At 68.6% G+C, this 20701-nt stretch carries 20 protein-coding genes and 2 pseudogenes; 19 read left to right on the top strand and 3 right to left on the bottom strand.

The features are described 5' to 3' along the window. Window positions 1-57: 57 nt before the first annotated feature. The 9 genes from QH196_RS14520 (at window position 58) to QH196_RS14480 (ending at window position 8637) form a co-directional block, all read left to right on the top strand. Window positions 58-321, top strand: coding sequence for a glutaredoxin family protein (locus QH196_RS14520; protein WP_280416312.1), 264 nt, complete (start codon window positions 58-60; stop codon window positions 319-321). Between the two features lie 248 nt (window positions 322-569). After that, a complete protein-coding gene (locus tag QH196_RS14515) occupies window positions 570-1529 on the top strand; it encodes a redox-sensing transcriptional repressor Rex (RefSeq protein WP_280416311.1) in 960 nt (319 codons plus the stop codon). Beyond that, window positions 1526-2953, top strand: coding sequence for a glutamyl-tRNA reductase (locus QH196_RS14510; protein ID WP_280416310.1), 1428 nt, complete (start codon window positions 1526-1528; stop codon window positions 2951-2953). Before QH196_RS14515 ends, QH196_RS14510 begins: the two co-directional genes overlap by 4 nt. Then, entirely contained in the window at window positions 2950-4155 is a 1206-nt protein-coding gene (hemC, locus tag QH196_RS14505) for a hydroxymethylbilane synthase (RefSeq protein WP_432279497.1), read from the top strand. Before QH196_RS14510 ends, hemC begins: the two co-directional genes overlap by 4 nt. Further along, the gene (locus QH196_RS14500) at window positions 4152-5714 is read left to right on the top strand and encodes a bifunctional uroporphyrinogen-III C-methyltransferase/uroporphyrinogen-III synthase (protein WP_280416309.1); all 1563 of its coding nucleotides are present in this window, start codon (window positions 4152-4154) and stop codon (window positions 5712-5714) included. The genes hemC and QH196_RS14500 overlap by 4 nt, the downstream gene beginning before the upstream one ends. Before the next feature lie 197 nt (window positions 5715-5911). Then, window positions 5912-6895 (top strand): porphobilinogen synthase, encoded by a 984-nt coding sequence (hemB, locus tag QH196_RS14495; RefSeq protein WP_280416308.1) that lies wholly within the window; start codon window positions 5912-5914, stop codon window positions 6893-6895. Then, window positions 6883-7392: a hypothetical protein gene (locus QH196_RS14490; protein ID WP_280416307.1), complete on the top strand. Its 510-nt coding sequence runs from the start codon at window positions 6883-6885 to the stop codon at window positions 7390-7392. Before hemB ends, QH196_RS14490 begins: the two co-directional genes overlap by 13 nt. A gap of 355 nt (window positions 7393-7747) precedes the next feature. Beyond that, window positions 7748-8257, top strand: coding sequence for a hypothetical protein (locus QH196_RS14485; RefSeq protein WP_280416306.1), 510 nt, complete (start codon window positions 7748-7750; stop codon window positions 8255-8257). 134 nt (window positions 8258-8391) lie between these two features. After that, window positions 8392-8637, top strand: a complete 246-nt coding sequence (locus tag QH196_RS14480; protein WP_280416305.1) for a hypothetical protein — start codon at window positions 8392-8394, stop codon at window positions 8635-8637. A gap of 10 nt (window positions 8638-8647) precedes the next feature. On the opposite strand, the gene QH196_RS14475 is transcribed toward QH196_RS14480, so the two are convergent. Then, window positions 8648-9043, bottom strand: a complete 396-nt coding sequence (locus tag QH196_RS14475; RefSeq protein ID WP_280416304.1) for a hypothetical protein — start codon at window positions 9041-9043, stop codon at window positions 8648-8650. Window positions 9044-9215: 172 nt separating this feature from the next. Between QH196_RS14475 and hemL the strand changes: the two are divergent. The 7 genes and pseudogenes from hemL to QH196_RS14440 form a co-directional block, all read left to right on the top strand. Beyond that, a pseudogene (gene hemL, locus QH196_RS14470) lies at window positions 9216-10526 on the top strand (glutamate-1-semialdehyde 2,1-aminomutase); the annotation flags it as partial. Between the two features lie 299 nt (window positions 10527-10825). Next, the gene (locus QH196_RS14465; protein ID WP_432278188.1) at window positions 10826-11452 is read left to right on the top strand and encodes a histidine phosphatase family protein; all 627 of its coding nucleotides are present in this window, start codon (window positions 10826-10828) and stop codon (window positions 11450-11452) included. A 157-nt stretch (window positions 11453-11609) separates the two neighbouring features. After that, complete coding sequence (locus tag QH196_RS14460) at window positions 11610-12164, top strand: TlpA disulfide reductase family protein (RefSeq protein WP_280463365.1); 555 nt, start codon at window positions 11610-11612, stop codon at window positions 12162-12164. Between the two features lie 244 nt (window positions 12165-12408). Continuing rightward, window positions 12409-13293, top strand: a complete 885-nt coding sequence (locus QH196_RS14455) for a cytochrome c biogenesis CcdA family protein (protein ID WP_280416302.1) — start codon at window positions 12409-12411, stop codon at window positions 13291-13293. Continuing rightward, on the top strand, window positions 13290-14906 hold the full coding sequence (gene resB, locus QH196_RS14450) for a cytochrome c biogenesis protein ResB (RefSeq protein WP_280416301.1): 1617 nt from the start codon (window positions 13290-13292) through the stop codon (window positions 14904-14906). The genes QH196_RS14455 and resB overlap by 4 nt, the downstream gene beginning before the upstream one ends. Before the next feature lie 91 nt (window positions 14907-14997). Continuing rightward, window positions 14998-15966, top strand: a complete 969-nt coding sequence (gene ccsB / locus QH196_RS14445; protein ID WP_280416300.1) for a c-type cytochrome biogenesis protein CcsB — start codon at window positions 14998-15000, stop codon at window positions 15964-15966. A 219-nt stretch (window positions 15967-16185) separates the two neighbouring features. Continuing rightward, window positions 16186-16419, top strand: a complete 234-nt coding sequence (locus QH196_RS14440; RefSeq protein WP_280416299.1) for a hypothetical protein — start codon at window positions 16186-16188, stop codon at window positions 16417-16419. 55 nt (window positions 16420-16474) lie between these two features. On the opposite strand, the gene QH196_RS14435 is transcribed toward QH196_RS14440, so the two are convergent. Beyond that, the gene (locus QH196_RS14435) at window positions 16475-16675 is read right to left on the bottom strand and encodes a hypothetical protein (RefSeq protein ID WP_280416298.1); all 201 of its coding nucleotides are present in this window, start codon (window positions 16673-16675) and stop codon (window positions 16475-16477) included. 161 nt (window positions 16676-16836) lie between these two features. Next, window positions 16837-17052, bottom strand: a complete 216-nt coding sequence (locus QH196_RS14430; RefSeq protein WP_280416297.1) for a BldC family transcriptional regulator — start codon at window positions 17050-17052, stop codon at window positions 16837-16839. 160 nt (window positions 17053-17212) lie between these two features. Between QH196_RS14430 and QH196_RS14425 the strand changes: the two are divergent. The 3 genes and pseudogenes from QH196_RS14425 to QH196_RS14415 form a co-directional block, all read left to right on the top strand. Next, window positions 17213-17572 (top strand): annotated as a pseudogene (locus tag QH196_RS14425) (DUF4229 domain-containing protein); the annotation flags it as partial. 68 nt (window positions 17573-17640) lie between these two features. Further along, on the top strand, window positions 17641-18726 hold the full coding sequence (locus QH196_RS14420) for a PLP-dependent cysteine synthase family protein (protein ID WP_280416295.1): 1086 nt from the start codon (window positions 17641-17643) through the stop codon (window positions 18724-18726). A 129-nt stretch (window positions 18727-18855) separates the two neighbouring features. Next, window positions 18856-20628: a BTAD domain-containing putative transcriptional regulator gene (locus tag QH196_RS14415; protein WP_280416294.1), complete on the top strand. Its 1773-nt coding sequence runs from the start codon at window positions 18856-18858 to the stop codon at window positions 20626-20628. Window positions 20629-20701: the final 73 nt, after the last annotated feature.

The following is a 20701-nucleotide window of genomic DNA, read 5'->3' as shown; positions in this document are numbered from 1 at the left end:
CGCCCCGACCCACCGCAGTGGCGCGAACGGTACCGCCGGGCGGGTTGAATAGCGGTTATGACCAACCCGAGGACTCATGAGGTGACACTGCTGACCCGCGCCGGGTGCGCACTGTGCGACCGGGCGCTGGAGCAGCTGCGAACGATATGCGCGGAATTCGGGCTGACCCCCGGTGTGGTGGATGTGGATGTCGCCGCCGGTACCGAGCCGGCGCTGCGCGCGGAATACGGTGACCGGCTCCCCGTCGTGCTGCTCGACGGCCGGGAACACAGCTATTTCGATGTGGACGAGACACGTTTACGCAGCGACCTCGGTCGTTGACCTTCCACTAATTGTGGGCGCAGATCGTACAAGGCTCGGGCCCGACACAAAATGAGGCGAATTTCACCGACTTTGTGCATGGGTTCACAAGCAGTTACGGTGGTGGCACGCGAACCGCAGGCCGGGGCGAGTATCCGGCCGCCGGTAGCAGGTGAATCAACCCGATATCCGACCCCAGGCACATCAATCATGGCCGAGGTCGCCGAGCATCCCGGGCCGTCTGGCGGTCCGGACGAGGAGCCGAGGACGTGAGTGAGCACCATGAGACGCGCGGCGTCTCCGGCGATGCTCCCAACGTCACCACTCGAACACCGCAGAAGGACATCCCCCAGGCTACGGTGGCCCGGCTCGCCACCTACCTTCGGGTGCTCGCCCTGTTGACCGATGACGGTGTCGCCATCGTATCCAGTGAGGAGCTGGCTGTCGCGGCGGGTGTCAATTCCGCCAAACTCCGTAAGGATCTGTCGTTCCTGGGTCCGAACGGGGTGCGCGGTGTCGGCTATGACGTGGCCAGGTTGCGGGCCCGGATCGAAGATGTCCTGGGCCTGTCCGATGGGCATCGGGTGGTGCTGGTCGGTGCCGGAAATCTGGGCCGTGCGCTGGTCGGGTATCGCGGTTTCCGGCGCCGCGGATTCTCCGTGGTGGGCATCTTCGACAACGATCCCGAGGTGATCGGCCGGGAGGTCGAGGGCCTGCGGGTGCGCGACGCCGCCGATCTGGCCGGCGAGATCGCGCTGCTGCGCCCGACCATCGCGGTGATCGCGGTGCCCGACGACAGTGCCCAGCAGGTATGTGACGAGCTGGTGGCGGCCGGGATGCAGTCGATCCTGAGCTTCGCGTTGTGCCAGCTGACCGCGCCGGCCGGGGTCGAGCTGCGGCGGGTGGATCTCGCCGTGGAAATGCAGATGCTCTCCTTCGAACGGGTTCGTAACGCCGACCCGGACGAGCCCGCCGCGGGCTCGACCACCGCGAATGTGGCGGAGACCGCCTCCGGTCCGGCGAATGAATCCGGCGCCGCCGGCGTTGTACCGAACAGTGCCGTACCGGCCGCCCGTCCGCTGACCGGTTCCGGCCGGATCGCCCGCCGGGTGCCCGCGCACCCGACGCCGGGCCCCGCCGGACTGTCCCATTGCGCGGCGCAGGCCGCCCAGACGACCTCGCCTACGGCAACGGAGCCAACCAGCAAGGGATCGGTGGTCACACCATGAGCGTTCTTCTCGTCGGGATCTCCCATCGCAGCGCACCTGTTGCGATGCTGGAGAAGGTGGCGATCACCGATGCCGATCGGCCCAAACTGATCGACCGCATGCTGGCTTCGAGCCATATCTCCGAAGCGATGATCGTGTCGACCTGCAACCGGGTGGAGATCTACGCCGTCGTCGACGCGTTCCACGGCGGTCTCGCCGATGTCGGCGAACTGTTGACGGCGCATTCCGGGCTGCCGATGCCCGAACTCACCCGCCACGCTTACGTCCGCTACAGCGAGGCCGCCGCCGAACACCTGTTCGCGGTGGCCAGCGGGCTGGATTCCATGGTGGTCGGCGAACAGCAGGTGCTCAGTCAGATCCGCAGCGCCTACACCACCGCCGACGCCCAGCAGGCCATCGGGCGCACCCTGCACGAACTGTCGCAGCAGGCGCTGCGGGTCGGCAAGCGGGTGCATTCGGAAACCGGGATCGACCGGGCCGGTGCCTCGGTGGTGTCGGTGGCGCTGGACCGCGCGGCCACCGTGCTCGGGCCGCTGGCCGGCCGGACGGCGGCGGTGGTCGGCGCCGGTGCGATGGGTGGGCTGTCGGTGGCGCATCTGTCCCGCGCCGGAATCGACGAGATCCTGGTGGTCAACCGCACCATCGAACGGGCCGAACGGCTGGCCGCGACCGCCGAATCGCACGGCGTGAAGGCCCGCGCCTACGAACTGTCCCGGCTGGCCGAGGCGCTGCTGGCCGCCGACGTGGTGATCACCTGCACTGGTGCGGTGGGTTCGGTGGTGACCCTGGCCGACGCGCACAACGCGCTCTCGCACTCCGAGCGCCGTACGGGCCGGCCGCTGGTCTTCTGCGATCTCGGGCTACCGCGCGATGTCGATCACGCGGTGGCCGGGCTGCCCGGTGTCACCGTGATCGATATCGAAACCCTCCAGCGCGACCCGGCCGCGGGCGCGGCAGCCGACGATACGGCCGCCGCCCGGACCATCGTCGCCGACGAACTCGCCAAATACCTGGCCGGTCAGCGGATGGCCGAGGTCACCCCGACCGTCGCCGCGTTGCGGCAGCGCGCTGCGGAAGTGGTCGAGGCCGAACTGCTGCGGCTGGATTCCCGCCTGCCCGGACTCGCCGATCCGGACCGCGACGAAGTGGCCCGCACGGTGCGCCGGGTGGTGGACAAACTACTGCACGCGCCGACGGTGCGGGTCAAGCAGCTGGCCACCACACCGGGCGGCGACAGCTATGCCGAGGCCCTGCGCGAGCTGTTCGAACTGAAGCCGGGAGCGGCGCAGGCCGTGGCGGCGCCCATGGAGATCAGCCGCCCCGAACACAACGGCGCCGGCTGGATGGGCCTGGACGGCGACGTCGCCCTCGCCGACGATTTCACCCCCGGCAGCCACGACGACGAACAGGAGCGGTCGACATGACAGTCCTGCACGGCGAAGGCGCCCCCGCCGCGGGCCCCGGCGCCGGTGGCCGGCCGGCGTGGCGGATCGGTACCCGCGCCAGTCTGCTCGCCCGCACCCAGGCCGGTGATGTGCGCGATGCACTCGTCGCGGCCGGGCAGCCGGCCGAACTGGTGTTGATCGAAACGCCGGGTGATCTGTCCACCGGGCCGGTCGAAGAAATCGGCGTCGGAGTTTTCACCAGCGCCCTGCGCGCCGAACTGGCCGCCGGAAATATCGATATCGCGGTCCACTCGTACAAGGATCTGCCCACCGCCGCCGATGAGCGTTTCGTACTCGCCGCGGTGCCGCCCCGCCAGGATCCGCGCGACGCGCTGGTCGCGCGGGACGGCATGGTGCTCGGCGAACTCCCGCCGGGCGCGGTGGTCGGCACCTCCGCGCCGCGCCGGATCGCGCAACTCCGCGCCCTGGGCCTGGGCCTGGATATCCAGCCGTTGCGCGGCAACCTGGACACCCGGCTGGGCAAGGTCACCGGAGGTGAGCTGGACGCGGTGGTTGTGGCCCGCGCCGGACTCGCCCGGATCGGGCGGCTCGACGCCGTCACCGAAGCGCTGGAACCCGTGCAGATGCTGCCCGCGCCCGCTCAGGGTGCGCTGGCCGTCGAATGCCGGGCCGCGGATACCGAACTGATCGAGCTGCTGGCAGCGCTCGACGATCACGGCAGCAGAACCGCCGTGACCGCCGAACGCGCCCTGCTCGCCGAACTCGAGGCGGGCTGCACGGCGCCCGTCGGAGCGATTGCCGAAATCGTCGAATCGTTGGATGACGACGGACGCATCGTCGAGGAACTGTCACTGCGCGGCTGCGCCGCCGCGGTTGACGGTTCCGATGTGATAAGGGCCTCGACGGTGGGAGCACCGGCGCAGGCCGCGGAACTCGGCCGCGCACTGGCCCGCGAACTGCTGGAGCTGGGCGCACGCGAACTACTCGCCGCCGAACCCGGCACCGCGGATTCACCCGCCGCGCCGGCCGAGAGCTTCACCACCCCGGTGGGAACGAGCACCGCCGCAGCGGATTCGAGCGCTGCCGCCCCGGAATCGGGCGGCACTACCGCGGCGCCACCAGGCGGCTCCGCCGCAGCGCCACCAGGCGGCTCCGCCGCAGCGGGAACGAGCACCGCCACGGACTTCACCGAACCCAGTCCAATGGAGAACAACCGATGAGTCGAGCCAGCAAGAAGCATCCGGGGCGGATCCTGTTCGTAGGGTCGGGCCCGGGGGACCCGGCATTGCTGACCACCCGATCCCGCGAAGTGCTGTGCCGGGCCACCCTTGCGTTCACCGACCCCGATGTGGACGCCGGAGTACTCGCCCTGATCGGCACCGAGGTGGAAGCCGACGCCGAGGGGCAGCGCCCCGTGGACGTGCGGCCCGCCCTCGGCGAACCCGCCGAGGTCGCCAAGACCTTGATCGCCGAGGCGAAGGCCGGCCACGATGTGGTGCGGGTGGTCTCCGGCGATCCGCTGACCACCGATGCGGTGATCGCCGAGGTCACCACGGTCACCAGGTCGCATATCGTTTTCGAGGTGCTACCCGGTCTGCCGTCCGGTTCGGCGGTGCCCAGTTATGCGGGTATCGCGCTCGGCTCCGGGCATACCGAGGCCGATGTGCGCGGTGAGGTGGACTGGCCGGCGCTGGCCGCCGCCCCCGGCCCGCTGGTACTGCACGCAACTTCCGGCCACCTCGCCGAGACCGCGAGCGCGCTGGTGGAGCACGGTATGGCACCGCAGACCCCGGTCGCGGTGACCGTGCGCGGCACCACCCGCCAGCAGCGCACCATCGAGGCCACCTTGGCCACGCTGAACAGCACCGCCTCCGAACTGGTCGGTCCGCTGGTCGTCACCATCGGTAAGGCGGTGGCGCAGCGGTCGAAGATGTCGTGGTGGGAATCGCGGGCGCTCTACGGCTGGACGGTTCTGGTGCCGCGCACCAAGGATCAGGCCGGGGAGATGAGCGAACGGCTGGTCACCCACGGCGCCATCCCGAAGGAAGTCCCCACCATCGCGGTCGAACCGCCGCGCAGCCCCGCGCAGATGGAACGCGCGGTCAAGGGCCTGGTGGACGGCCGGTACCAGTGGGTGGTGTTCACCTCCACCAATGCGGTGCGCGCGGTTTGGGAGAAGTTCGCCGAATTCGGCCTGGACGCCCGGGCGTTCTCCGGTGTGAAGATCGCCTGCGTGGGTGAGGCAACCGCGGACAAAGTGCGTTCCTTCGGGATAAACCCCGAGATGCTGCCCAGTGGCGAGCAGTCCTCGCTCGGCCTGCTCGCCGATTTCCCGCCCTACGACGATGTGTTCGATCCGGTGAACCGCGTGCTGTTGCCGCGCGCCGATATCGCCACCGAAACCCTCGCGGAGGGTCTGCGTGAACGCGGCTGGGAGATCGACGATGTCACGGCCTACCGCACGGTGCGCGCCTCCCCGCCGCCCGCGGAGACCCGCGAGATGATCAAGACCGGCGGTTTCGACGCGGTCCTGTTCACCTCGAGCTCCACGGTCCGGAACCTGGTGGGTATCGCCGGTAAACCGCACGCCCGCACGATCGTGGCCTGCATCGGCCCGAAAACCGCGGAAACCGCGGTCGAATTCGGCCTGCGCGTCGACGTGCAGCCCGAGGTCGCCCAGGTGGGTCCCCTCGTGGAAGCCCTGGCCGAACACGCCGCCCGCCTCCGCGCGGAAGGGCTGTTGCCGCCCCCGCGCAAGAAGAGCCGCCGCAGCAGGTGATCTACCGGGCGCGTGTGAGCCCGTTCCCGTAATGGTCCACGCGCGCCCGGTTCGTCCGGCGAAATACGCAGCAGGAGGGCTGCTTCACCCCCTCCCCGGCGTAATCAACGGCGCAGCCGAGTCTTACGAGGCCCTGTGAGGTAGGGACCAAAGGGGGCCGAACCCGCGCGCTGAAGGCGCGCCAATAGACTCGACCCATGAGCGGAATCGAGCGCCCGCGGCGGTTGCGGCGCACCCCCGCGCTGCGGCGGCTGGTGGCCGAGACAAGTCTGGAGCCGCGGCATCTGGTATTGCCGATGTTCGTCGCGGACGGGTTGTCCGAGCCGCGGGAAATCGGTTCGATGCCGGGTGTTTTCCAGCATTCGCCGGATTCGCTGCGCAAGGCGGCGGTGGAAGCGGTGGAGGCCGGCGTCGGCGGGTTGATGTTGTTCGGGGTACCCAAACCTGAAGACAAGGATCCGGAGGGTAGTCAGGCGGCCGCGCCGGAGGGCATCCTCAATCGCGGGTTGCGGGCGCTGGCCGCCGAGGTGGGCGACGCGACCGTGGTGATGGCCGATACTTGTCTGGACGAGTTCACCGATCACGGGCATTGCGGTGTGCTCGACGCGGCGGGTGCGGTCGACAACGACGCCACCCTGCTGCGCTACGTGGATATGGCGCTTGCGCAGGCCGAGGCCGGGGCCGATCTGCTCGGGACGAGCGGGATGATGGACGGACAGGTCGGCGCGATCCGGGAGGCCCTGGACGAGGCCGGGCGTACCGATACCGCGATTCTGGCGTATGCGGCGAAATACGCGTCGGCGTTCTACGGCCCGTTCCGGGAGGCGGTGGCCTCCTCGTTGCAGGGCGATCGGCGCACCTATCAGCAGGACGCCGCGAACCGGCGCGAATCCATCCACGAACTCGAACTGGATCTGGAGCAGGGCGCGGATATCGTCATGGTGAAACCGGCCATGGCCTATCTGGATATCCTGCGGGATGTGGCGGACCGTTCGCCCGTACCGGTCGCGGCCTATCAGATCTCCGGGGAGTATTCGATGATCACGGCGGCCGCCGAACGCGGCTGGATCGATCGGCGCGCGGCGATACTGGAATCGCTCACCGGTATCCGGCGCGCTGGTGCGGATATCGTGCTCACCTATTGGGCGACCGAGGCGGCGCGCTGGCTGTGTCGGTCGTGAATCCGCCCGCGGATGTTGTCACCGCGCGGCAATTGTGGTGGGGCGTAATAGGTTTGGGCCTGGTCCAGCTTTTCGTTTCGCTGGCCGATACATTGCTGAACCGCGAGCGGTTCACTGCCGAGTTCCGGGAACGGATGCAATCGGCGGACCAGCAGTTCGCGCCGGCGACGATCGATCTGCTTGTCACGGTGGGAGCCGTGCTCGGCGTGGTGCTCGGGGCGTTGATCGCCGCATTGGGGGTTGCGGTCGTCCATCAGCTGGGGAAGGGCAAGCTGTGGGCGCGGACGCTGCTGACCTTCGTCGGGATCTGGCTGGTGATCATGGGCGTCGCCGCACTGTTCTCCATCGGCGCGGTGGAGAGCGCCGGTCAGGTGCTGTCCGGGGCAGTGTCCATCCTGCAGGCGGTCCTGGCGGGCGGGGCGATCTATCTGTGTCAGCGGCCGGAGGCCGCGAAGTGGTTCATACCGCCCGGTCCGGGTGCGCCCGGAAAGTTGTGAAATCTCCCGACCGGCTTCCTGACCAGCGCGTCGATACCGCCTTCGGGTAGGCGGCGGATCCATATAACGAACGTCGAGTTTGTTCCCGGTATTCCGGCATGTATGGTGAGGGCTGTCACAGACGACATGCGAACCGGTGGTCACGGGTACCCGTCCAGTAGGGCGAAATCCCGGGCCGGTTTTCCGGGGATCGGAGGCAACGATGCGAGTGGTGATCCAGCAGCCGCAGAGTATTCGGCGGGATATGCTCGTCCTGACTCTTCTGATCCTGTTCGGTGTTCTCACCGTCGCGGTATTGCTGATTCCCAGCATCGTCGGCTGATCCGAGTGTTCTGGGTTTCCGGTTCGCGCCGGTATGTCTGAACGATCCGGCACCGCAGCCGATACCGCAGAGGTGCTCTTCACCGAACCGGGCGCCCGGTGGCGTGCGGTGGCCTACGGCCCACTGATCTGCGCGCTCCTGCTGGCGGTCGAACTCGCCGCAGGTGTCACTCCCCATTGGTTCGCTTTACTGTTCTGCGCCGCGCTGATCACCGCGTTCGCGGTTCTGCAGGTCTATGCGGCCCGTACGCACGTGAGTGTGGAAGTAACCGACGGTTTCCTGCGCAACGGCGCGGAAACGACCCCGATCCGGTCCATCGCCGCGGTACTTCCGGCCGATTCGGATGACCCCTGGGAGGACGGCCGGGCGCTGGGCGAACTGACCGGAGTGCCGCGCCGGCGCACAGCCGTCGGTCTGCGGCGTACCGACGGGGAATTGGTCCGCACCTGGGCGAAGGACCATCGGGCCCTGCGTATCGCACTGACCGAGGCGATCGCCCGGGCCGGTACCGGTTCGGCAGGCGACACAGCCCGCGGCGATTGATTATCGGCTCGCGCGCGGGCAGCATCGGTGGTCACGGCCGGGGCGACAGCGCGAAATTCCCCGGCGGGCCTCCCCGGTAGCGAGGGAGAGTCGAAAGGACCGAGAAGTCGAGACAGCAAAAGACGAGGAGACCCGTGAACCGTTCGCTTGTCGTACCGGCTGTCGATCTCGCGGTGGCGGTTCTCGCGATCGGGTTGGCCTCCCTGTGCTGGGCACAGGGCCTGCAGACCACCGACCTCCCCGCGACGGGGGATTATCCGGCCTACACCGCGACCCGCTACGTCGCGCCGTGGCTCTTCCTCGCGGGGGTACTGGTGACCGGCGCCGGACTGGCCGTTATCGACGCCGCCGCCCGGCTCCTGCGCCCCAGGCGGAATTGAGCGGACCGGGTCAGTCCCACTGCTGGTAGATATCGAAAACGCGGCCGTGCGGGGCACCCGGGACGTGGACGAACACGATCACCGATCCGCCGTTGTCGACCGATTCCAGCATCACCTGCCGTAGCGAGGCGTGCACGCCGCCGTCCTCGTCGCGGTAGAGGCGGGTGCCGCTGTGCAGACCGGCGCCGATCCGGGAAGCGGGCACGATCTGATCCACCAGCGCCGGGACCGGGCCACCGGCCAGCGCCGCGGTTTCGGCCTGGTTGAGCCGGAGGCCGGCGCGCGCGTTGTCGGGATCCACAACCGGCTCGGCCGCCGCGGCCGTTCCCGCGCCGAATCCGGTCGCCAGGACACCACACGCGACCGAGACCGCGGCCAATGCCGAACCTCTGATGGCAATACGCAAAACGACCTCCCCGGCCGGTGATTCACGGAGTTGTTACGACGGAACAGAACAGTACGCACTCCGGGCGAACCCCCGGTGTATTTGGCGTGGCAAGTGTCGGGGCGGCGGCGTGGGTCACCTATGGCGCACCCTGTCGTCGACGCCGCGGGGGTGGGCTGCCAAACTGGAGGCCGTGAGTTCTCTGCGCGTGGCCGGTACGGCGGTGCCGGCCTCCAGTCAGCTTTTCCAGCGAGCCGAAGCGGTTGTCCCCGGTGGTGTCAATTCCCCGGTGCGGGCCTTCGGTTCGGTGGGCGGCACGCCGAGGTTCATCTCGTCCGCCCGCGGTTGCCATCTGGTCGACGCGGACGGTAACGAGTATGTCGACCTGGTGTGTTCCTGGGGGCCGATGATCCTCGGGCATGCGCATCCCGCGGTGGTCGAGGCGGTGCGCGCGGTCGCGGGCGACGGGTTGTCGTTCGGTGCGCCCACGGCCGGGGAGGTGGAACTCGCCGAACTCATCGTGGAGCGGGTCGCTCCGGTGCAGAAGGTGCGCCTGGTGAACTCCGGTACCGAGGCGACCATGAGTGCGGTGCGCCTGGCTCGCGGCTATACCGGCCGACCCAAGATCATCAAGTTCGCCGGGTGCTATCACGGCCATGTCGATGCGCTGCTGGCGGACGCGGGATCCGGGGTCGCGACGTTCGGGCTGCCGACGTCGCCCGGTGTCACCGGCGCCCAGGCCGCGGACACCATCGTGCTGCCCTACAACGATCTGGACGCCGTGCGTACGGCCTTCGAACAGCATCCCGGTGAGATCGCCGCCGTGATCACCGAGGCCGCCGCCGGAAATATGGGCGCGGTGGCGCCGCTGCCCGATTTCAATGCCGGACTGCGCCGGCTCACCGCCGACAACGGCGCGCTGCTCATCATGGACGAGGTGATGACCGGATTCCGGGTGAGCAGTGCGGGCTGGTACGGGCTCGATTCCGTGGCCGCCGATCTCTACACCTACGGGAAGGTGATGAGCGGCGGACTACCCGCCGCCGCGTTCGGTGGCCGGGCCGAGGTGATGGACCGGCTCGCTCCACTCGGTCCGGTGTACCAGGCCGGCACGCTGTCCGGGAACCCGGTGGCGGTGGCGGCCGGGCTGGCCACACTGCGCGCCGCCGACGAGCAGGTGTATGCCGCCCTGGATCGCAACAGCGAACGGCTCGGCATTCTGCTCACCGAGGCCCTCACCGGCGCGGGGGTCGCGCACCAGGTGCAGTTCGCAGGCAATATGGTGAGCGTGTTCTTCGCCGAAACTCCGGTCCTCGACTATGCCGCCGCCAAGGCGAGCCAGACCTGGCGGTATCCGGCCTTCTTCCATGGGCTGCTGGACGGCGGGGTGTACCCCCCGGCCAGCAACTTCGAGGCCTGGTTCGTCTCCGCGGCCCTCGACGACGACGCCTTCGAGCGGATAGCCGCCGCGCTGCCCGCCGCCGCGGGCGCGGCCCCCCCGGCCCCACCCGAACGAACAAAAGCGGGAGCCGCTCCGAATACCAGCGCGGCACCCCCCGCCCCCCCCCACCCCCCCGCCCGCCGGCTCCCCCCCGCCGGGCCCCCCGCCGCGGGGGCCCCCCCCGCCGCTGCCACACCAGAAGGAACATCAGCGTGAGCCGATCCGATTCCGAGCGCGTCTCCGCCGGCCCCGCCGAAGCGGCGGACTCGCCCGACCGCATCGACTCCGCACCCGCCGCGACCGCGGCCGGGAGCGGGATCGCCGCCGAACCACCCGCCTCCGGCGCCGACGACGCCGAATCCGTGGAAACCATCGTGCACGTGCTGCGCCACGGCGAAGTGCACAACCCGCGGGGCATCCTGTACGGGCGGCTGCCGGGCTTCGGTCTGTCGGTGACCGGTCGCGCCCAGGCCGGTGCGGTGGCGCGATCCCTAGCCGATCACGATATCGCGCTGGTCATCGCATCCCCGCTGCAGCGCGCACAGGAGACCGCGGAACCGATTGCGGGCCGGCACGGACTGACCGTGCGTATCGACGAGAACCTCATCGAAGCCGGCAACACCTTCGAGGGGTTGCGGGTCTCGGTGGGCGACGGCGCCCTGCGTAAACCCCGGCACTGGTGGAAGCTGCGCGATCCGTTCACCCCGTCCTGGGGCGAACCGTATCTGCAGATCGCGCACCGGATGCTCGCCGCGGTGAACAAGGCGCGGGTGGAGTCGACCGGACGCGAAGCGGTGCTGGTGTCGCATCAGCTCCCGGTGTGGACGCTGCGCCGGTTCCTGCAGGGCCAGCGGCTGTGGCACGATCCGCGCAGCCGGCAGTGCGGTCTGGCGTCGCTGACATCGCTGGTCTACCGGGGTGACACCCTGGTCGATATCGTCTACTCCGAGCCCGCGGGTGGGTCGGATCCGACGGTGCACGGCGCATGAGCGCGTCAGGCCCGGAAGCGGCAGCGCAGCGTAACCACGCAGGGCCCGCGGTCATGCGCAATGGATACAGCATGAGCGGGTTCCGCGTATGAACAAGGTCGCCTCGGCGCTCCGGGGCCGGCTGCTGCCGGCCCTCGCCGCGCTGGTGTGTCTCGCGATGGTTCCGGCCTGTTCGACCGGGACCGACGCGGTCGCCACGGGCGGCGGCACGTTCGAATTCGTTTCACCCGGTGGGCAGACCGAGATCTTCTACGATCCGCCGTCTGCCCGCGGCACCATCGGCGACCTTTCCGGGCCGGATCTGATGTCGGACGACGACAAGACGATTTCGGTGGACGATTTCCCCGGACAGGTGGTCGTGATCAATATCTGGGGGCAGTGGTGCGGCCCGTGTCGCGCCGAGGCGCCCGCGCTCGAACAGGTCTACGAGCAGACCAAGGATCTCGGGGTCGCTTTTCTCGGGATCAATGTCCGCGACAACCATCGGGACAAGGCTCGCGATTTCGTTACCGACAACAACATCGGTTATCCGTCGATCTACGACCCGCCAATGCGCTCACTGCTGGCGCTCGGTGGCATTCCGACCAGCGTCGTTCCCACCACCGTGGTGCTGGATCGGGACCACCGGGTAGCGGCGGTGTTCCTGCGCGCCCTAATTGCCGAGGATCTTATGCCGGTGGTGCAGCGCATCGCCGCGGAGGGAGCATCATGAGGAGTTTGCGGTCTCGAGGCGTACGCCGGTACGGGGCGACCCGCCCGCCGCGCGGCGTCCGTGCCGAGGTACTGGTGAAATCGTCGCTGGGCTCCTGGGAGCTACAGCCGGCCGAAACCACCGGTAGCGATCGGAAGGTGTCGAATTCGCGGCCTTCGGGCGCGCGTGGTTCGACCGCGCCGGCCGGCCGGTCCGGCGACCGGCGAGCGAACAATCCCGAATCGGAACCGGAGCGTAGTTCGAATTGATTGTGCTGGCAGGAGTGGGGGAGTCATTTCAGCAGACAGCGGCCACAGGTCCGCTGCTGTTGGCCCTCGGCGCCTGCCTGCTGGCCGGTCTGGTGTCGTTCGCCTCGCCGTGCGTAGTGCCGTTGGTGCCGGGGTATCTGTCGTATCTGGCCGGTCTGGTGGGCGCCCAGGCGCCGCCGGCGACGGTCGACCAGGCCCGTCGTGACCGCGCCGCGGCCGCTACCGGTTCTGGTTCCACCGCCGTGCTGACCGAAACCACGGCACACAAGGAAACCGGTCCCGCGCCGGATACGGGACGTTGGCGGGTGGCCGGTGCGGCCGGGCTGTTCGTCGCCGGTTTCACCGTGGTGTTCGTCCTGGCCACGGCCACTGTTTTCGGGCTCATCCAAACGCTGAATGTGAACCGTGAGCTGCTGCAGCGGCTGGGCGGTGTGGTCACCATCGTGATGGGGTTGGCCTTCCTCGGGCTCATCCCGGCCTTGCAGCGCGATACCCGGATGGCGCCGCGCCGGTTCGCCGGGATCGCCGGTGCCCCGCTGCTCGGTGCCGTGTTCGCGCTCGGCTGGACGCCGTGCCTGGGACCGACCCTGTCCGGTGTGATGGCGGTGGCCGCGGGTACCGAGGGCACCACCGCCGTGCGCGGGGTCGCGCTGATCGTCGCGTACTGCGCCGGGCTCGGGTTGCCGTTCGTGGTGCTGGCGTTCGGGTCGGCGAGTGCGCTGCGCGGTGTGGGCTGGCTGCGGCGCAATACCCGGGCCATTCAGGTGTTCGGCGGGCTGCTGCTCGTGGCGGTCGGGGTGGCGCTGGTGACCGGGGCGTGGGATCTGTTCGTCGGCTGGGTACGTGACGGTTTCGTCGCAGAGGTGACGTTGCCGATATGACCGTGACCGACCGACCCGAGGCGACTCCCCGTCCGCCCCGGCAGTCCCCGTTGGGCCGTGCCTGGGCGTTCGTGCGCAATACCTGGCGTGGGCTCACCAGTATGCGCACCGCGCTGGTGCTGCTGTTCCTGCTGGCCCTGGCCGCGATACCCGGTGCGCTGCTGCCGCAGCGGAGCCTGAACGAGCAGAAGGTCGACGAGTACATCGCCGACCGCCCGGTCCTCGGGGAGTGGATGGACCGGTTCGAACTGTTCGATGTGTTCTCCAGTTTCTGGTTCACCGCGGTGTATGTGCTGCTGTTCATCTCGCTGGTGGGCTGCATTCTGCCGCGCACTGTGGACCACTATCGTGCCCTGCGCACCCCGCCGGTGCGGGTGCCGCGCAATCTGGGCCGGCTACCGCATCACCATCGCGTGGTCGTCGACGGTACCCCCGCGGAGATCACTGACCGGGCCCGTGCCGGATTACGTGGCTGGCGCACCGAGATCCGCCCCGGGGAGCGCGAGGGCGAGGTGACGCTCTCGGCGGAGAAGGGCTACACGCGCGAACTCGGCAACCTGGTGTTCCATCTCGCGCTGGTGGCATTGCTGGTGGCCATCGCGGTGGGCAAACTGTTCGGCTACGAGGGCAATGTGATCGTGATCGCCAACGGCGGGCCGGGCTTCTGCACCACCTCGCCGGCGGTTTTCGATTCGTTCCGCACCGGCAATGTCAACGACGGCACCGGGATGACCCCGATGTGTGTCAAGGTGAAGAACTTCCGGGCCGACTACCTCGACAACGGCCAGGCCGAGATGTTCACCTCCGATATCTCGTATCAGGCGGGCGACGATCTGGCGACGAATACCTGGCGGGATACGACCATCAAGGTCAACCATCCGCTGCGGGTCGGCGGCGACCGGGTCTACCTGCAGGGACACGGGTACGCCCCCACGTTCACCGTGACGTTCCCGAACGGCGAAACCCGCACCGAGACCGTGCAGTGGGCGCCCAACGACGCCACCACCTTCCTGTCCAGCGGTGTGCTGCGTATCGATCCGCCCGGTGGGATGTATGCCACGGATGCGGAGCGGCGGCAGAACCAGATCGCGATCGAGGGCCTGTTCGCGCCGACCGCGAGTTTCCACGGGAAGCTGCTCACCTCGGTGTATCCGGCGATGACGGATCCGGCGGTCGCGGTGGATATCTACCGCGGCGACACCGGTCTGGATACCGGCCGGCCCCAATCGATCTTCGCGCTCGATCAGGAAATGGTGCGGCAGGGCCGGCTCGACAAAGAGGCCCGGGTGAACCTGCGGCCCGGTGAATCGACCACCCTGCCCAACGGCACCCAGGTCCGGTTCGACGGGGCCGAGGAATTCGCGAATATCCAGGTCTCGCACGATCCGGCACAGCAGTGGGTGCTGGTGAGCGCGGTGGTCATGATGGCCGGTCTGCTGGTATCCCTGCTGATTACCCGGAGGCGGGTCTGGCTGCGGGTGACCCCGGAGGGTACCGTGGATCAACGACGCGTCGTAGTAGAGATGGGTGGGCTCGCCCGCACCGACCAGGCCGGTTGGGGCGGGGAATTCGATCGCCTGCGGCACCGCCTGCTGGACACGTCCGATAGGTGAACGCGGGCCCGGCAGAAGTCGGCGCGCCACGCCCTGCAGGTCAGGCGTCGGTGCCCGTAAGGCACCGCGGTACGAACACGGGAGAACAAGGATGTCGATCGACGACACTCTCGCACGCTACAGCGATCTCGCCTATGAAACGGCGACCGTTGTGTACGCGCTGGTGCTGTTGCTGCTGATCGTGCAGTACGCCTCCGCCCGGGCCCGCCAGGTGAGCGAACGGGAACTGGTCCCGGCCGGGGGAGTCGCCGCGGGCAGCGATACGCCGGGCAAGGTCAGCGAGGAGCCGCGTACGCCGCTGTCCGAGCGTCTCGGCAATATCGCCTTCTCGGTGCTGTTCGTGGCGGTCGGCCTGCAGATCGCCTCGATCGTGCTGCGCGGTTTCGCGACCGGCCGGTTCCCGCTGGGCAATATGTACGAGTTCGTATCCATGGCGACGGCGGCCGCCGCGGTCGTGGGACTCGTGTTCATGCGTGATCCGCGCTACCGCAGTATGTGGGCGTTCCTGCTGGTACCGGTGCTGATCCTGATGTTCCTCGCCGGAACGGTGCTCTATTCCGATGCCGCACCGGTGGTGCCGGCGCTGCGGTCGTTCTGGCTGCCGTTGCACGTCACGATCGTCAGTATCGGCAGCGGAGTGTTCCTGGTTTCCGGTATCGCCAGTCTGCTGTTCCTGTACCGGCTGCGGCAGCCCGAAGGCGCGGAATCGGGCAATGTGCTCGGTGCCGTGGCGCGCCGGCTTCCCGATGCCCGGACCCTCGACCGGCTGGCCTACCGGACCACGATCATCGGGTTCCCGCTCTTCGGTGCGGGCGTCATCCTGGGCGCGATCTGGGCCGAGGCGGCCTGGGGACGGTTCTGGGGCTGGGATCCGAAGGAAACGTGCTCGTTCATCGCCTGGGTGCTGTACGCCGCGTATCTGCATGCCCGGGCCACATCGGGCTGGCGGGATACGAAAGCCGCATGGATCAACGTGGCCGGATTCGTGGCGATGCTGTTCAACCTGTTCATCATCAACCTGGTGGTATCGGGTTTGCACAGCTACTCGGGCCTGACCTGATTCGAGCCGGTTCTTCCGTAACGATTCGAAGCGCCTTCATTCGACACGGCTTTTCCGGGTCGATGATCGTTACTCCACTGCAATGCCGAGTTGCTATTGTTCCGTCGGTAACAGCTGAATTGCATACAGCCCGGTAGCTCTCGCGAAAATCGGGGTGTGAACGGTCATTTCCCCTCCACCACGCGGATAAAGCCGCGTCGAACAGTGAGGAGAGCGGCAGTGGATTCGGAGAATATCAGTTCGGATTCCGGCGTCGATGTGAATTGTTGTACATCCGAGACCGCGAACTCTGCGAACTCCGCGATCATCTGCGGTCTCGAGCCGGACTCCCTCGTGAGATTGGTGCAGACCGCTGTCGGGCTGCCGGCCGAGGCGCTGGACCGCCTGGCCGGAGTCGCCGATAAATTACGGGCGGTGGAAGGTTTACCGCAATTGGACAGTACGGCCGATTAAGCGCGCGTCATCGGCTGTCCGGCCCGATTCCGGTGTCTTTGTCCTCGGCGCGGAATCAATGCTCGGTGGAATCCGAATCGCCGTCCGTATGTTTCTGCGGGCGCGAGATACGCCAGAGGAATTCGGGATCGTCATCCGGTCCGACCACACGTTTACGGGCGGGTCCCGGGGCCGATGCGGGGCCCGTGGGGCCGAATGCTTTCCAGCACAGCACCGCGATCACCACGATCGCGATGAGTGCCAACACGTAGATCACGTGGCTCACCTCCTCTATCGAGGTTAACTCCGGAACTGCCGGAGGGTGAGTTCGCCGCCCACAGCGGGCGGCTCACACCGGAGGAACCGCTACGGGTCGCACTCGGCCGCGCCATGGCCGGCCGGCCGAGTCACCCCGTTCCGGTGTGGTGCATATCCGGATCAGGCGCCCTGCACGGTTGCCTCGGTGGTGAGCGATTCGAGCAATCGCATCACCTCCGATTCACGGAACCGGCGATGGCCACCCGGAGTGCGCAGGGAACCGAGCCGTCCCGCGTGTGCCCAGCGGGTGACGGTCTTGGGGTCTACGTGGAACAGGGAAGCAACCTGGCCGGGGGTCAGCAGGTTCTCCTGGGCCCCGACGGCAATCGCGGTCATGGCAAACCTTTCTGTTTCGTCACGTTTTCTCATCGGATTCCGACATAGTGGCACCGCGACCCCCGGGTGTTCGAACCACCTACTGTTGGTAAAGCGGAGGTAATGGACAAATCGGATGTGCCCGTGCGGCGGGCGCAGAGCGGTCGCTTACGCTGGTCAGGTGAGTGACGCGAACCCTTCCGAGGAATCGACCGCCCCGCAGCCCGGGACGTCGCCCGGCCGGCGACTCGCCCGCAACCTGGCGCTCTACACGCTGGCCCGGCTGGTACTGGTCGTGCTACTCACCGCCGTGATCATGGCCGGTGCGTGGGTGGTGTCGGTACAGGTGCCGTTGATCGTGGCGATCCTGTTCGCCATCGTGATCGCCATGCCGCTCTCGCTCACCCTGTTCAAGGGGCTGCGCGGACAGGTGAATTCTGATATCGCCGCGGTCGACGAACGCCGCCGCCGGGACAAGGCACAACTGCGGGCCCGACTGCGCGGCGAAGCGGACTCGGCCGGAACGGGTGAAACCGAACCCGGCACATCCGGTAAACCGCCGAAAGGCAAATCCGAAGGAGAGGAACCGGGCGGCACCGGCGGTGCGGCGTGAGAACCTGCACTCGCGGTCATCCGCGGGACTGGGCCGATAACGCGGTGCGGCTCATCGACGCCGATGCGCAGCGCAGCGCCGATACCCATCTGCTGCGCTACCCGCTGCCGCCGGAGTGGAATATCCGGCTCTACCTCAAGGACGAATCGACCCATATCACCGGCAGCCTGAAACATCGGCTGGCGCGGTCGCTGTTCCTGTACGGCCTGTGCAACGGCTGGATCACCGAGGGCACCACCATCGTGGAGGCATCCTCGGGGTCGACGGCGGTGAGCGAGGCGTACTTCGCCAAACTGCTCGGGCTGGATTTCGTGGCGGTGGTCCCGGCGCGTACCTCGCCGCAGAAGATCGCCCTCATCGAAGCGCAGGGCGGGCGCTGCCACTATGTGGAACGTCCCCCGGATATGTACACCGAGGCGGCGCGGCTGGCGGCCGAATGCGGCGGTCACTACCTCGATCAATTCACCAACGCCGAACGTGCCACCGACTGGCGGGGCAACAACAACATCGCCGAATCGATCTTCGACCAGTTGCGGCTGGAAACCGATCCCGTCCCGGAATGGATCGTCGTCGGCGCCGGTACCGGCGGAACCAGCGCGACCATCGGCCGCTACCTGCGCTACCGCCGGCATACGACCCGGCTGGCCGTTGTCGACCCGGACAATTCGGCATTCTACGGGGCCTACGAAACCGGAGCCCGCGACTACACGACCGGCCTGCCCTCCAGGATCGAGGGGATCGGCCGGCCGCGGATGGAGCCCTCGTTCGTCCCGGAAGTGGTGGACCGGATGATCCACGTACCCGATGCCGCGTCGATCGCCGCGGCCCGGTTCGCGAGTGCCGGGCTGGGCCGGAAGGTCGGCGGGTCGACCGGAACCAACTTCTGGGGTGCGTGCGCGTTGATCGCGGAGATGCGGGCGGCCGGACGGGGCGGCAGCGTGGTGACACTGCTGTGCGACGGCGGCGAGCGGTACGCCGGCACCTATTACGACGACGAATGGGTTGCCGCCCAGGGGTGGGATCTGGCGGGCCCCACCGCGGCGCTGGAGGAGTTCGTCGCGACCGGCCACTGGTCCGGCTGATACCGGCCTGCGCCCGCGGGCGCGGTCCGGGGCTTCGGCGCGGTCCGCTGCGGTGGGTTCAGGCGCAGCACGCTGCGGTGGGTTCAGGCGCAACTCGCCGCGGGGGCAGGCGCATACGATGACACCGGTATGGTTCTCGATCCGGGCCGCTCGGGCGGCCGATATGCCGTGACGCCGGTATCGGCGGACGATCCGCTCGTGGTCACCCTCCTGGGCCGGATCGCGCTGCGCCGCGACTCCACGCTGGTGGAGGTACCGGGCAACCGGGCGCGTTCGCTGCTGGTCGCGCTGGCCTTACGGCCGGGCCGGACCCGTAGCGCCGCCGCCCTCATCGACGAGGTCTGGGGAGACGAACCGCCGCGGGCACCGGCGAACGCGCTGCACACCCAGATCTCCCGGTTGCGGTCGGCGTTACCGGACGGGGTGCTGGAGGCCGGGCCGGGTGGCTACCTGCTGGCGCTGCATGCGGACCAGGTCGACCTCACCGCGGTGCGGGAGCTGGCGGAGCAGGCGCGCGCCCAGTTGACCGCCGGCGAGGTGGAAGCGGCCCAGCGCAGCGTCGACCGGGCCCGCGCGCTGTGGTCGGGGGAGCCGGGTGCGGATCTGCCCGCCGGTCCGCTCGCCGGCGAACTGGCCGCCGCGGCCGCGGCGCAGGGCGAGGCACTCGACGAGGTCGAGCGGGAGACGCGCGCGGCAGCGGGTGATCTCGACGGCGCGATAGCGGTGGCCTGGCGGCAACTGCGCCGCCGGCCGACCGCCGAGACGGTCGCGCATACGCTCATGCGGCTGCTGGCCACGGCCGGTCGCGACAGTGAGGCGCTCGGTGTGTTCGCCGATCTGCGGGCAGCGCTCGCCGGTGAACTCGGCACCGATCCCGGGCCCGCGATCACCGAGTTGAATACCGCGGTTCTGCGCGGTCGATTCACCCCGCGGGAAGAGACCTCGTCCGCGCCCGGCACCGGCCCGACGGCCCGGGTGCCGTCGGCGGTCGGCGTCCGGGCGGCGCCCAACGCATTGCTCGGCCGGGCCGACGATCTGACCGCACTGTCCCGGCTGCTGCAGGATTCCCGGGTCACCACCGTGCTCGGGCCGGGTGGTGCGGGGAAGACACGGGTCGCCAACGAACTCGCGCAACGGGAAGCCGGAAACCAGCCGGTGGTACTGGTGGAACTGGCTTCGGTCCGGCCCGGTGGTTCGACGGCCGAGGCCGTGGTGGATATCGAATCGGCCACGGCCGCGGCCATGGGGCTCGGTGAAGTCAGGCGGGAGCCGGGACTGCCGTCGCCGGTTGCCCGGCCCGATACCCGCCGGCGGTTACGGGACGCGCTGTCGGCCCGGCCCATGCTGCTGGTACTGGACAATTGCGAGCATCTGGTCGACGCCGCGGCGACGGTCGTGGCGGATCTGGTGGGCAGTTGCCCGCAGCTCACCGTGCTCACCACCAGCCGGGCACCACTGGCGATCACCGCCGAGACGGTGTATCCGCTGGGGCCGCTGGCCAGCGATGCCGCCGGTTCTCCGGCCACCGAGCTGTTCAGCGCGCGGGCGCGGGCGGTCCGCCCGTCCGTACGTCTCGATATGGAGGTCGTAGCGCGACTCTGCCGCACACTCGACGGGCTGCCGCTGGCGATCGAACTCGCCGCCGCCCGCGTGCGCACGATGAGTGTCGAGGATATCGAGCAGCGGCTGGACCAGCGTTTCGCGCTGCTGCGCAGCGGTGACCGGACATCACCGGAACGCCATCGCACCCTGCACGCGGTCATTGCCTGGAGCTGGAATCTGCTGGAACCGGACGAGCAGGTGATGTTGCGCCGGATGTGCCGCTTTCCGGGCGGGTTCACACTCGCGGCAGCCGAAACGGTCGCCGGCGGTGCACGGCGTCGATACGGTCGGTGCGGGTGAGTCCGGGGAAGATCGTCACCGCGGTCAGCCGGCGATCGTCGGATTCCCCGGCCCGCAACCGGTCGTACAGCTC

Source organism: Nocardia carnea, assembly GCF_029868325.1.
Classification (GTDB): Bacteria; Actinomycetota; Actinomycetes; order Mycobacteriales; family Mycobacteriaceae; genus Nocardia; species Nocardia carnea_C.
The sequence above is the reverse complement of the archived record's forward strand: the minus strand, read 5'-3'. Positions and strand labels throughout refer to the sequence as shown.